General features: G+C 59.3%; 14 protein-coding genes and 2 pseudogenes. 12 read left to right on the plus strand and 4 right to left on the minus strand.

All coding sequences use genetic code 11. The annotated features are described in order from the left end of the window. The 12 genes from AC221Y_RS13195 to AC221Y_RS13250 all read left to right on the plus strand — a co-directional run. Positions 1-409, plus strand: a 409-nt coding sequence (locus AC221Y_RS13195; protein WP_486707493.1) for an ATP synthase beta subunit C-terminal domain-containing protein, incomplete at its 5' end; no start/stop codon positions are given. Continuing rightward, positions 406-816 carry a F0F1 ATP synthase subunit epsilon gene (locus AC221Y_RS13200; protein WP_486707494.1) on the plus strand — a complete coding sequence of 137 codons (411 nt, stop codon included), beginning with the start codon at positions 406-408 and terminating at the stop codon, positions 814-816. The genes AC221Y_RS13195 and AC221Y_RS13200, both read left to right, overlap by 4 nt. Further along, positions 813-1106, plus strand: a complete 294-nt coding sequence (locus tag AC221Y_RS13205; RefSeq protein WP_299755624.1) for an AtpZ/AtpI family protein — start codon at positions 813-815, stop codon at positions 1104-1106. The genes AC221Y_RS13200 and AC221Y_RS13205 overlap by 4 nt, the downstream gene beginning before the upstream one ends. Further along, entirely contained in the window at positions 1103-1393 is a 291-nt protein-coding gene (locus AC221Y_RS13210; RefSeq protein ID WP_299755621.1) for an ATP synthase subunit I, read from the plus strand. The genes AC221Y_RS13205 and AC221Y_RS13210 overlap by 4 nt, the downstream gene beginning before the upstream one ends. Then, positions 1390-2103, plus strand: a complete 714-nt coding sequence (locus AC221Y_RS13215) for a F0F1 ATP synthase subunit A (protein WP_299755618.1) — start codon at positions 1390-1392, stop codon at positions 2101-2103. Before AC221Y_RS13210 ends, AC221Y_RS13215 begins: the two co-directional genes overlap by 4 nt. Next, complete coding sequence (locus AC221Y_RS13220) at positions 2103-2348, plus strand: F0F1 ATP synthase subunit C (protein ID WP_486707496.1); 246 nt, start codon at positions 2103-2105, stop codon at positions 2346-2348. The genes AC221Y_RS13215 and AC221Y_RS13220 overlap by 1 nt, the downstream gene beginning before the upstream one ends. A gap of 4 nt (positions 2349-2352) precedes the next feature. Further along, a complete protein-coding gene (locus tag AC221Y_RS13225; RefSeq protein ID WP_299755615.1) occupies positions 2353-3090 on the plus strand; it encodes a F0F1 ATP synthase subunit B in 738 nt (245 codons plus the stop codon). Beyond that, positions 3080-4633 (plus strand): F0F1 ATP synthase subunit alpha, encoded by a 1554-nt coding sequence (locus tag AC221Y_RS13230; RefSeq protein WP_486707495.1) that lies wholly within the window; start codon positions 3080-3082, stop codon positions 4631-4633. The genes AC221Y_RS13225 and AC221Y_RS13230 overlap by 11 nt, the downstream gene beginning before the upstream one ends. Continuing rightward, positions 4630-5469 carry a F0F1 ATP synthase subunit gamma gene (locus tag AC221Y_RS13235; RefSeq protein WP_299755611.1) on the plus strand — a complete coding sequence of 280 codons (840 nt, stop codon included), beginning with the start codon at positions 4630-4632 and terminating at the stop codon, positions 5467-5469. The genes AC221Y_RS13230 and AC221Y_RS13235 overlap by 4 nt, the downstream gene beginning before the upstream one ends. 149 nt (positions 5470-5618) lie before the next feature. Beyond that, complete coding sequence (locus AC221Y_RS13240) at positions 5619-6047, plus strand: SDR family oxidoreductase (RefSeq protein ID WP_299755609.1); 429 nt, start codon at positions 5619-5621, stop codon at positions 6045-6047. Beyond that, positions 6034-7461, plus strand: a complete 1428-nt coding sequence (locus AC221Y_RS13245) for a bifunctional enoyl-CoA hydratase/phosphate acetyltransferase (protein ID WP_299755607.1) — start codon at positions 6034-6036, stop codon at positions 7459-7461. The genes AC221Y_RS13240 and AC221Y_RS13245 overlap by 14 nt, the downstream gene beginning before the upstream one ends. After that, a complete protein-coding gene (locus tag AC221Y_RS13250; RefSeq protein WP_299755604.1) occupies positions 7458-8657 on the plus strand; it encodes an acetate/propionate family kinase in 1200 nt (399 codons plus the stop codon). Before AC221Y_RS13245 ends, AC221Y_RS13250 begins: the two co-directional genes overlap by 4 nt. A gap of 30 nt (positions 8658-8687) precedes the next feature. Here AC221Y_RS13250 and AC221Y_RS13255 read toward each other — a convergent pair. From AC221Y_RS13255 to AC221Y_RS13270, 4 genes and pseudogenes are all read right to left on the minus strand, one after another. Then, positions 8688-9200, minus strand: a pseudogene (locus AC221Y_RS13255) (integrase core domain-containing protein); the annotation flags it as partial. A 44-nt stretch (positions 9201-9244) separates the two neighbouring features. Further along, positions 9245-9574 carry a chaperone modulator CbpM gene (locus AC221Y_RS13260; protein ID WP_299755601.1) on the minus strand — a complete coding sequence of 110 codons (330 nt, stop codon included), beginning with the start codon at positions 9572-9574 and terminating at the stop codon, positions 9245-9247. Continuing rightward, on the minus strand, positions 9571-10518 hold the full coding sequence (locus AC221Y_RS13265) for a DnaJ C-terminal domain-containing protein (RefSeq protein ID WP_299755600.1): 948 nt from the start codon (positions 10516-10518) through the stop codon (positions 9571-9573). The genes AC221Y_RS13260 and AC221Y_RS13265 overlap by 4 nt, the downstream gene beginning before the upstream one ends. A 663-nt stretch (positions 10519-11181) precedes the next feature. Then, positions 11182-11577, minus strand: a pseudogene (locus AC221Y_RS13270) (IS3 family transposase); the annotation flags it as partial.

Below are 11577 nucleotides of genomic sequence, written 5' to 3' on the forward strand. Positions count from 1 at the left end.
GCTGGGATCGTCTTCCATGCTGCTCGATCCGCTGGTTGTCGGCGGCGACCACTACCAGATCGCCGAAGAGGTCCGTCAGACACTGGCACGGTTCCGCGAGTTGACCGACATCATTTCGCTGCTAGGGGTCGAGGAACTGGGCACCGCCGACCGCCTGATTGTGAAGCGAGCACGACGGTTGCAGCGGTTCCTCACCCAGCCTTTCATGGTGACAGAGGCCTTTACTGGTACGCCGGGCGCCAGCGTGCCGCTTGCCGAGACCTTGTCGGGGTGCCGCGCCATACTGGACGGCGAGGCCGACGAGTGGTCCGAAAGCTCGCTCTACATGGTCGGCACGCTGGAGGACGCAAGAAAGAAAGAGGCTGCCGCAAATGCGTCAGACGCCACCGACGCCGAGGCCGCGGCATGAGATTGCGGATCGTGACCCCCCTGTCCGTCGTTGTGGATGAGGATGCCGACAGCTTGCGGGCTCAGGATGCCAGCGGCAGCTTCGGCATTCGGCCCGGCCATGCCCCGTTCCTGACCGTGCTCGCGGTTTCCATCCTCAGCTGGAAAACCGCCGGGCTCGAGCGGTTCTGCGCCTTGCGCGGCGGGTTGCTGACCGTGACCGGCGGTAGGACCGTCGCGATCGCTACCCGCGAGGCGGTGGCGGGCGACGATCTGGCCACGCTGGACGCGGAGGTTCTGGCTCGCTTCAAGTCGGATACCGACGAAGAACGGGTTGAGCATGTCGAGACGATGCGACTGCAGATGGACGCCATCCGGCAGATGATAAGCAGGTTGCGCCAGGGCGCAGACACGGGACAGTTCCGATGACCGAAAACCCATCGGAGCCCCCCGAAACCGATCCTCTGATCGAGGAAATCCGCAAGCATCGCAGCCGACACGAGCGGTGGCTGCGCGAAGGTGACTTGTCCGTCGGTCGACGTTTGGCGCAGATCGGCGTGCTGGGCTGGATCTTCGTGGTGCCGACCCTGGCAGGCCTGTTCTTCGGACGCTGGCTTGATGCGCAGTTTGAGACGGGCATCTTCTGGAGCGCGCCGATGATGCTGCTCGGGCTTTGCATTGGCGGCTGGACCGCTTGGAGATGGATGAACGCGCGATGACCGATCTCACTACTCTCCCGCTATTCGTGCTTCTTCCGGTATGCTTTCTGGGCGGGCTCTTCATCGGATATGGTTATTTCCGCGCGCTTCGCGAGACAGCCAAAATTCTCGTCAACGGGGGTGAACCCCTACGGGCCATTGCCCTGACCTTGGGACGCATTTCGCTTCTGGCCACCGGGTTCTTTATGGCCGTACTCTTTGGCGGCCTTGCCCTGCTGGCGGCGTTTGCGGGGGTCCTCTGCGCCAAGTGGATAATGCTTCGCAGGATGGGGGATATCCAAACATGAACTCTCCCCTCGACTCCACCGTCCTGTTCCAGATCGGACCGGTTCCGATCACGCAAGCCATCGTCACGACATGGGCGATCATGACGATACTGGTGATCGGGGCTTTTGCCCTGACGCGCCGTTTAGACCTCAGACCAACCCGGCGGCAGGCCGCGCTGGAGCTGATGGTCGCCACGCTAGACACCCAGATTACCGAGACAACGGGCGCCGCCCCCGCACCCTATCGCGGATTCATCGGCACGCTCTTTCTGTTCATCCTCGTCGCGAACTGGTCCTCGCTTGTGCCGGGGGTCGAGCCGCCGACCGCACAGCTTGAAACCGATGCCGCCCTCGCCGTTCTGGTGTTCCTGTCCGTGATCTGGTTTGGCATACGCGCCGGGGGTGTGTTCGGCTGGCTGAAATCCTTCGCCGCGCCCAACCCGGTGATGATCCCGCTCAACATCCTGCAAAGCCTGACGCGGGTCTTTTCCATGTTCGTCCGCCTGTTCGGCAACGTGATGAGCGGGGTGTTCATCATTGGCATCGTCGCCTCGCTGGCGGGCCTGCTGGTACCGATCCCATTGATGGCGCTCGATCTGCTGACCGGGCTGGTGCAGGCCTACATCTTCGCAGTGCTGGCGATGGTGTTCATTGCCTCCGCGGTCGAGGGCGGCGCACGCACCCCACCGAATACCGACCTTGCCCCTTCCCCAACGAAAAAGGATTCATGATGGACTATGCTCCGCTTGCCAGTATCTTCTGCGCCGCCTTCGCGGTGTCTTTCGGCGCTATCGGCCCCGCACTTGCCGAGGGGCGCGCCGTTGCCGCCGCGATGGATGCCATTGCCCGTCAGCCCGATGCCGCAAACACGATTTCGCGCACGCTGTTCGTTGGGCTTGCGATGATCGAGACGACGGCAATCTATTGTCTGGTGATTGCGCTCCTGCTGCTCTTCGCCAACCCGCTACTGGCATGAGCGCATGACGCTCGATTGGTGGGGACTGGGTCTTCAGGCCATCAACGTCCTGATCCTCGTCTGGCTTCTTAGCCGCGTGTTCTGGCGTCCGGTCGCCGGGGCCATCGCCCGGCGCCAGGTAGCGGCGGAGGCCATGCTGGATGAAGGCAAGACAGCACAGGCAAAAGCCGATGCGGCCCTGGCAGAGGTCGCTGAGGCCCGCACAAGCATCGCGGCGCAACGTGATGCCATACTTGCCGAGGCCAAGGCGGCGGCGGACACAGTCGCGAAAGCCGCGCGGAAGGATGCGCAAACCAAAGCAGATACACTACTGGCGGCCGCGCGCACGGCCATTGACCGTGACCGGAATACCGCACGGAAGGAAAACGCGGCGACGGCCGCCGAGCTTTCGGTCGAGATTGCAGCGCGGCTTCTGGGTCAGTTCAACACGCCTGCGGTTCAGGACGCGTTCCTTGCGCAACTTATCGAGGCTGTTGCGGGCATGTCCGACTCCGACCGAGCGGCGCTGATAGCATCGGCAGGCGATATCGAGATCATCACCGCGACAGACCCGGAGGGAGCGGAAGGGGCCGAGATTGAACAAGCGGTAAAGGATGCGTTGGGCGGCGCGCCCAGGTTTCGCCTTGTTACCGAGCCCGACCTGATCGCCGGACTCGAGCTCCGCAGCGCGCATTTCGTGCTTCACAACAGCTGGCGGGCCGACCTTGAGAACATCCTGAAGGAGGTCGAGAATGCCGGCTGATACGCTAGACTGGGCCGCATCAGCGCAAGGCGCAGTGCATCGCGCGGCACTGGGACCGCGCCCCGAACACAGAGGCCGTGTCGAAGAGATCGGGGACGGTGTGGCGATGATCTCGGGCTTGCGCGATGTTCGACTTGACGAGGTTCTGCGGTTCGAGGGCGGCCAATTCGGGTTCGCGCGGGTTCTGGACCCAGATCTGATTGGCTGCGTGTTCATTGACGCCGCTACAAAGGTCGAGTCAGGAGATGCCGTCTTCGGGACGGGCGAAGTGGTGAGCGCGCCTGTCGGAGAGTCATTGCTCGGGCGTATCGTCGACCCAATGGGCCGCCCGTTGGACGGAAAGGGGGCGATCGCGGCAGATGAGCGATGGCCGATCGAGCGTCCGGCACCATCGATCATCGAACGCGATCTCGTGACCCAGCCGGTGCAGACCGGGATACTCGTGATGGACACGCTGTTCGCGCTTGGCCGGGGCCAGCGCGAGTTGATCGTCGGCGACCATTCCACCGGCAAGACCACTCTGGCCACAGACGCGATGATCGCGCAGCGCGACAGCGACATGATCTGCGTCTATGTCGCTGTGGGGCAAAAGACATCGAGCGTGCGCCGCGCCATCGACGCGCTTCAGGCGCATGGGAATTTCGCGCGCTGCATCGTGATGGTCGCGGGCTCCGCCTCGGCGCCGGGGCTGCAATGGATCGCGCCCTATGCGGGTTTGACGATGGCGGAATATTTCCGAGACAAGGGCGGTCACGCCCTCGTTGTGATCGACGATCTGTCCAAACACGCCGCCACCCACCGCGAGATCGCCCTTCTGACCCGGCAATCTCCGGGGCGCGAGGCCTATCCGGGGGACGTGTTCTACATCCACGCCCGCCTGCTTGAGCGGGCGGCCAAGCTGTCCAAGGCGCGTGGCGGCGGGTCCTTGACCGCCTTGCCGATCGCGGAAACCGATGCGGGGAACCTGTCGGCCTACATCCCGACCAACCTGATCTCGATCACGGACGGGCAGATCGTGCTGGATGCGGATCTGTTCCATCAGGGGCAGAAACCGGCTGTGGATGTGGGGCTGAGCGTCAGCCGTGTGGGCGGCAAGACCCAGGCGCCTGTCCTGCGCGAAGCGGCCGGCACGCTGCGGCTCGACTATGCGCAGTTTCTGGAGCTCGAGGTGTTTACCCGGTTCGGGGGCATGCCCGAAGGTCGCGTTCGCGACCAACTCAGACGCGGGGAAAGGATCCGCGCAATCCTGCGTCAGCCTCAGAATGCGCCGCTTCGCCTGGCCGATGAGGTGGCGCTCCTGCTTGCCGTTCAAGCGGGGTTTCTGGATGCCTTACCTCTGACTGCGGTTGTCCAATTTCGGGCGGGACTACCTGCTATGCTGGACAGGGACGCACCGGAGACCGTGCGCGGGATTACAGAGACGGGAGAGTTAGATGAGAAAATGCGCAAGGCATTGAAAAAGGCGCTTACCCGTTTCACCGCTTCCCTATCAGATGCTAAGACCGAGGCGGCCCCAAGCATCGCCGCACCTGCCAGCCCATGACCGAACGGCTGGCTGATATCAGTGCCCGGATCGATGGCATCCGCCAGCTGGGTGCTGTGGTGAATGCTATGAAAGGTATCGCAGCCGCGCGGGCGCATGTTGCCCGCACACAGGTTGTCGCAGTCGACAGTTATGCCGCGTCCATCGCAGGTGCCATGTCGCGCGTGCTCAACAATGATATAATAAAAGGGGACACCTGCGCCGCAGACAGGCTTGGCCTGCTCATCTTTTGTTCCGAGCAGGGGTTCGCAGGCGCTTTCAGCGAACGGGTGCTCGACAGTATTGAGGGCGAGCCTAATCCCGCCTCCCTTTTTCTGATAGGCGCGCGGGGCCTGTCTATCGCGGCTGCCCGTGGGATCACGCCTCACTGGACAGCGCCCCTACCCTCGCACACGCCCGGCATTCCCAAACTGGCCGACCAGATCACGACAGCAATCTATGACGCAGTGGCCGAGGGTCGCATCGACGGGCTGGACGTTCTTTTTACCGGCTGGGCATCAGGGCGCCCCACCCTAATCAGAAAGCGGCTTTTTCCAATTGATTTGGCTGATCTTCCACCCACCACGGCAGAACGCCCCCTGATGCAGCTACCTCAGGACACCCTCATTGCCGCGTTGGGGCAGGACTACTTCAATGCGCAGGTCTGCAAGGCCGCGCTCCACGCCTTTGCCGCCGAAAACGAGGCGCGGATGGAAGCGATGACTGCGGCAGGTAGCCAGATCGCGCGCGAACTAGAGACGTTTCAGGCGACGCTGCGCCGCGTCAGGCAAGAGGCCATCACGGCCGAGATAATCGAACTGAGTACTGGTGCAGCCGCCGCGGACGCCGCGTGGTAATCAGAGTGTCTGCTCTGTCTGAAGTGAAGCAAGGGAATTAACCTACATAACCGGACGAAAGACTTACCCAGATCAATTTCGCAGTGCAGCGCCAAATCTACAACATTGGGAAATGATGCGCTTTTCGCGCCTTCAAGTGAAGGAAGCCTATGCCTAAGCAAGTCAAGATGGTCAAATCTCAACCTCAAAAGACGACCGCATCGTCCCTGAAACCAGAAGCTAAATTACCCCCTACAAACGACGCATCGTCGCGGCCGGAGAAGGTCGCGGACCACCACAACATCATGGGGCCGGCGAAAGCAGCGCTGGAAGGCACAGCGCGCGCCCTTGCCATAGAGCTAGGCACCCGCCAGATCCGCGTGAACGCCATCTCCCCGGGACCACTTCAGACGCGGGCCGGGTTGGGCATCGGGCATTTCGACACATTGATCGTCGCGGCACGAATGCGCGCGCCACAACAGTGCCGTGTTACAATTGAGGACGTTGGCGCCATGGCTGTGATGCTGGCAAGTGACGGTGCCAAACGCGTTTCCGGCGATATCTCCTATATCCATGGAGGCCTGCATGTCAGCGCTTAATCCAGATGCAGCTGTCGCACCCATGCAATACATCGAGAATAAGACCTACGACGCGATCACGGTTGGAGACATCGCCACACTGACACGGACGCTAAAACCGCAGGATATCGAACTGTTTTCGGTGATGTCAGGTGATGTTAATCCGGCGCATGTTGATGCGGACTATGCAAAGACCGACATCTTCCACGGGGTGATTGCCCATGGGGTGTGGGGCGGCGCGCTGATCTCGGCTGTCTTGGGGACAGAACTACCGGGGCCCGGCACTATCTTTCTCAATCAGCGCCTGAAGTTCGTCTTACCTGTGGGGCTGGGCGATACTGTCACCGTGCGGGTTGAAGTGACGGACAAACAGGACAAAGGCCACGTAAAGCTCGCATGCTCGTGCCTCAACCAACACGACAAAGTCGTGATCGAAGGTGTGGCCCCAGTCATTGCCCCAAGCGAAAAGGTGCGCCGCCCTCGCGTCGTCCTGCCCGAGGTCCATTTGCACACTCAACGCGCACAATATGCGAGGCTGTTGGCCGCGACCGACCCTCTGGACCCCATCCGAACAGGCGTTGTGCATCCTTGCGATTCGGCATCACTAACCAGCGCGCTGGAGGCCGCACGCCAAGGCATTATAATCCCGGTTCTGATCGGACCAAAAGTCAGGATCGAAGCTGTAGCATCGGCGGCAGGGCGCGACCTTGACGGGATTGATATTATCAATGCGCCGCACAGCCACGCCGCAGCGGCGGCCGCAGTCGCCCTTGCAAGAACGGGTGAAGTGGCGGCTTTGATGAAAGGGGCGCTGCATACTGATGAGATTATGGAAGCCGTGGTTGACCCAGCCTACAGTCTACGCACCGAACGAAGGATGAGCCATATCTATGTGCTGGATGTACCCATCTATCCAAAGCAGCTGCTTATCACCGATGCAGCTATTAACATAGCGCCCTACCTCGCGATCAAACGCGACATTGTTCAGAACGTCATCGACCTTGCCCGCACCCTTGGGATCAATCTTCCAAAAGTGGCGATCCTTTCGGCGGTCGAAACCGTCACCCCCCGGATTGCCTCAACGCTGGGTGCGGCAGCACTTTGCAAAATGGCCGACCGAGGCCAGATCACCGGAGGCCTACTCGATGGCCCGCTGGCCTTCGACAACGCCATCTCTCCAGCAGCGGAGGCGGTCAAAGGTATTGTATCGGACGTCGCGGGTATCGCCGATCAATTGGTCGCACCCGACTTAGAATCGGCGAACATGATGGCCAAACAGCAGATCTATCTGGCCGGTGCAAATGCAGCGGGCATCGTTCTGGGCGCGCAGGTGCCGATCATCCTGACAAGTCGCGCTGATAGCAGGGTCGCAAGGCTTGCCTCCTGTGCACTGGCCCAGCTCTTCGTGAGCCACAGGGCACAGGAGGCTTCATGACCGACGCCATACTTGTACTGAACGCCGGATCTTCGAGTTTGAAATTTGCGCTGTATCCAGATGAAGAAAACACGCAAACCCCGATCGTGCGCGGCAAAATCAACGGGATAGGAAACAGCCCGGTTTTTGTGGCGCAAGATGCAGAGGGAGTTCTTTTGCCGCCAGAGGCCTGCATGACCCTTCACGCGTCCGCAGGGCATGACGATCTCATTCCCACACTCCTCGATTGGTTGAGGACCTATCAGGGGGGTGTCACCATCAAAGCTGCCGGTCATCGTGTCGTGCATGGCGGGCGTGATCATATAGGTCCGGCACAGGTCACTGACGCGCTCCTTGCCGAACTCGAAACACTCGTGCCGTTGGCCCCCCTACACCAACCCCACAACTTGACGGCGATCCGATGCGTGGAAGCCGCCGCCCCCGGTCTTCCACAGATTGCCTGTTTCGATACAAGCTTTCACCGCACCCAAGACAGGCTCGCGCAGCTTTTCGCACTTCCCCGCGCCATGACTGATCAAGGCATCATTCGCTACGGATTTCATGGGCTGTCCTATGAGTACATCGCAGGCATCATGCCGCTGCATCTCGGTGATCGGGCGGACGAGCGCGTGATAGTGGCCCATCTAGGCAATGGTGCCAGCATGTGCGCTATGAAAACGCGCCGTAGCGTTGCCACCAGCATGGGCTTCACTGCGCTTGACGGGCTGATGATGGGTCGGCGATCCGGCGCGCTTGACCCTGGTGTAGTGCTATATTTGATGGACAATATGAACATGAGCAATGACGAGGTCGCGCAAGTTTTATACAAAGAGTCTGGTCTATTGGGTGTATCAGGGATCAGCAACAACATGGCGACCCTGCAAGCGAGCGCAGCACCTCAGGCGCGTGAGGCGATTGATTTGTTTTGCTACCGTGCCGCAAGCGAGCTGGCTGCTCTCGCCGCGACAATTGGTGGTCTTGATGCGCTCGTCTTCACGGCCGGGATCGGCGAGAATTCTGCGCTTGTTCGCAGTCTGATTTGTGACCGTCTTGAGTGGATGGGAGTTGACCTCGCTGAGGGCGAGAACGACCGCAACGCTACGCACATCAACTCGGCGGAATCGGGCGTCGACGTACTTGTCATTCCGACCGACGAAGAGGCCATCATTGCACTGTCCGTCGTCGGAGCTCTTAGAACCAAGAGCGGCTTAATTTAAGAGAGAGTTTTGCTCATCTCGTTGGTTTGATTATGCGGCGTGTTGTCTGTGATGCAAGCGGCGCGTTTCGAGCCTCTTTCGTCTTACCCGTTCTCGTTGTCTCAGGATGGCTTTGTCGTGGCCGAAGTATACGTCAACCGGCATGACGTTGTTCAGGCTCTCGTGATATCGCTGATGGTTGTAGCAGTCGACGAAGGCTGCGACTTGGGCTTCGGGATCGCCGTGCAGGAAGTAGTTTTCCAAGAGGATGCGGTTCATCAAGGTCTAATGCGATCGCTCAATTTCACCCTGCGTTTGCAGGTGATACGGCGCACCACGAAAGTGCTTCATGCCTTTGCCTTGTAGCCACTAAGCCAGATCACCTGATACGTAAATGGAGCGATTGTTGCTGAGCAGACGTGGCTTGTGAGCGGTGTGAACCTGATCGCAGCCAGATGCCTGCAAAGCGAGGTCCAGAGTGTCTGTCACATCTTTCGCCCCCATGTTGGTGCAAAGCTTCCCCGAGATAAAGTAGCGGCTTTAATCGTCCAAGATCGCGCTGAGAACCATAGGCGTCAATGCAGAGGATAGATGGTAGGGAACGACACTCAGGGTCCTGTCAGTTCAGCCACAATGCGCGCCTGCAGATCAACAGGCAGGGCTTTGATCGCGCCCGCCACAGCCGCGAGGTCCTGTCGCGCGGTGTGTAACTGATCAATAAGCGAGATCACGATACTTAGGGCGGTTTCATCTAGGTCAAGGTCGTGGACCAAATCGCACAGTAGCTCCAATCGCGCGACATCAATGCTGCGAAAAACGTATCCGCCATCCTCAACTTGGGGTTTGATCAATTCGATTTCGACGAAGCGGACCAACTGTCGGCGGGATAGCCGGGTGATGTTGGTTACAATCTCATCTTCAGAAAATCGGTCAGTCATAAATCAGCCCCTTTCAGCATCTCTGCCCGCGGGTCGAAGGGATGGGTTTTACGCCATTCCAAGAGGAAGTCACGCAGCTCTGAGTCCATATTCGGTGATACAATAATTTTTAGTTCAACTCTCTGATCACCCTTTTTCTTTTTCCCCACAGGTGCAACTCCGCGGCCCCTCAAGCGCAAAACCCGGCCCGAACTTGCCGCCGGGGGGATATTTAGGCTGACGGGACCGTCAATCGTCGGCACTTTCACCGGACCGCCAAGAACAGCCTCATCAATAGTGATTGGTAGCGTCAATAGAATGTCATCTCCTTCGCGGCGGAATATCGAATGAGGTCGCACCAAAATTGTGATCAGCGCATCCCCGACCGGGCCGCCGCCAAAGCCAGCGCCCCCTTTGCCCCGCAATCGCAGGGTTTGGCCGTCTTCGGTGCCACGGGGTATCTTGACGGCAAGGCTCTGGCCATCAGGGAGTGTGATGCGGGTTTCACCTCCGCTTACAGCTTCTAGAAAAGGCACCTTCAGTGAATAGCGAACATCCGGGCCGCTTGCCGAGAAACCACGCCCCCTAAAGTCTTCACCGTCGGGTGTTCGCCCCCGGTTGCGCAGAATTTCTGCAAATATGTCTGCAGGATCAGCATTCGGCCCAAAACCGCGCTCCTCCCGATAGGAATTGTCAGAGGCGTCAGCAAAATCGCGGTAATATGGTCGCCGTGGACGTTCGGCGCCGAGGGCATCAATCTCTCCGGCGTCGAAACGTGCGCGGGTCTCGGGGTCCTTCAGGAGATCATATGCGCCCGCAATCGCTTTGAACCGTGCTTCGGCAGCAGGATTGTCTGGGTGGAGATCCGGGTGACTTTCACGCACCAGCTTGCGATAAGCCTTTTTGATTTCGTCTGCTGAGGCCGTTTTGGTCAGGCCCAGGGCTTCATATGGATCGTTGAGCATCCAAGATCTTTCTAATCATCCAAGGCTTCTCGCCGGTCAAAGCCATCGCATAAGCAAGGCTGTTGATCATGATTGCCATGGCGAAGACTACAACGTCCATGATCCATGTCAGTTCATATCTGATTTCTACACCTATCCTGCCACCATTCTAACCACGGAAGGATCTGCGTTAACCGAGGCAGAATACAAGCCGAAAGATAAAGGTCGGGCCACTTTGCAGTCATCGGACGCAGCACTGGCGGTCCTTGTCCCGGCCTCGCAACATCCACCGCCCGCTCTTCCTACAAAGAGGCGGTTTGGCATTGGGGAGCAGGTGGGTTGCTGGGTTTAACTCGCACCTCGCTGGCCCACTCCCAACAGGGAATGACTTAACCTACTCTGGTCACTGTCGAAATCGTAGCACTTGCCCCGCGACACGCGACACGCGACTTTGCGGTGATTGGCCAGATCGCAGCCGTGCATTCGGTCGATGTAAAGTGGTGCAAACTAGTAGATTTGTCGCCGTTGACCGTCCTGCTACTGGAACGATCATGGTCAACGCAAGTCATCAAGATCATCGCCGCGAAAGGAGAAATCTTGAAACCAAATCCATCACTTCGCGAGTTTCTGATGGGCAGCGCCATTGTCGCACTGTTTTCCTTGGTCGGCCTCGGGCAAGTTGCAAAGGCGCAGGCACGTCTCGCAGTAGATCCGGTAGACCCGTTTGTGGTTCCAGCCATAGCCTTGCACGTTGCGCAGGTACAAAAAGCACAGCCCAAAGCCCCAGGTGCGCTTGTTCGCCGTCAACCGTTCCAACCAATCGGCGATCTCCTCGTTCTCGTCGCTCAAGGCTGGGCTGTAGCGATAGCAAGTCTCACTGATTTGGAAGGTGCCGCAAGCAAGCGCGATACTGGTACCCCGCTGCATGACTGCATTCATAGCCATCTCTCGTCTGCGAGACGGCCTTAAGACTTTTTTCCAAGGGCTTCCTTCAGCAGCTCATTCTGCATGCTCATCTCGGCGTACATCTTCCTCAGACGACGGTTCTGTTCTGCCATGTCCTTCATCTCTGCAATCAAA

Source organism: Boseongicola sp., assembly GCF_057460485.1.

Excerpts from the sequence above, each read along its gene's own strand:
- AC221Y_RS13200 (WP_486707494.1), top strand. The coding sequence starts at position 406 with ATGAGATTGCGGATCGTGACCCCCCTGTCCGTCGTTGTGGATGAGGAT.
- AC221Y_RS13205 (WP_299755624.1), top strand. The coding sequence starts at position 813 with ATGACCGAAAACCCATCGGAGCCCCCCGAAACCGATCCTCTGATCGAG.
- AC221Y_RS13210 (WP_299755621.1), top strand. The coding sequence starts at position 1,103 with ATGACCGATCTCACTACTCTCCCGCTATTCGTGCTTCTTCCGGTATGC.
- AC221Y_RS13215 (WP_299755618.1), top strand. The coding sequence starts at position 1,390 with ATGAACTCTCCCCTCGACTCCACCGTCCTGTTCCAGATCGGACCGGTT.
- AC221Y_RS13220 (WP_486707496.1), top strand. The coding sequence starts at position 2,103 with ATGGACTATGCTCCGCTTGCCAGTATCTTCTGCGCCGCCTTCGCGGTG.
- AC221Y_RS13225 (WP_299755615.1), top strand. The coding sequence starts at position 2,353 with ATGACGCTCGATTGGTGGGGACTGGGTCTTCAGGCCATCAACGTCCTG.
- AC221Y_RS13230 (WP_486707495.1), top strand. The coding sequence starts at position 3,080 with ATGCCGGCTGATACGCTAGACTGGGCCGCATCAGCGCAAGGCGCAGTG.
- AC221Y_RS13235 (WP_299755611.1), top strand. The coding sequence starts at position 4,630 with ATGACCGAACGGCTGGCTGATATCAGTGCCCGGATCGATGGCATCCGC.
- AC221Y_RS13240 (WP_299755609.1), top strand. The coding sequence starts at position 5,619 with ATGCCTAAGCAAGTCAAGATGGTCAAATCTCAACCTCAAAAGACGACC.
- AC221Y_RS13245 (WP_299755607.1), top strand. The coding sequence starts at position 6,034 with ATGTCAGCGCTTAATCCAGATGCAGCTGTCGCACCCATGCAATACATC.
- AC221Y_RS13250 (WP_299755604.1), top strand. The coding sequence starts at position 7,458 with ATGACCGACGCCATACTTGTACTGAACGCCGGATCTTCGAGTTTGAAA.
- AC221Y_RS13260 (WP_299755601.1), bottom strand. The coding sequence starts at position 9,574 with ATGACTGACCGATTTTCTGAAGATGAGATTGTAACCAACATCACCCGG.
- AC221Y_RS13265 (WP_299755600.1), bottom strand. The coding sequence starts at position 10,518 with ATGCTCAACGATCCATATGAAGCCCTGGGCCTGACCAAAACGGCCTCA.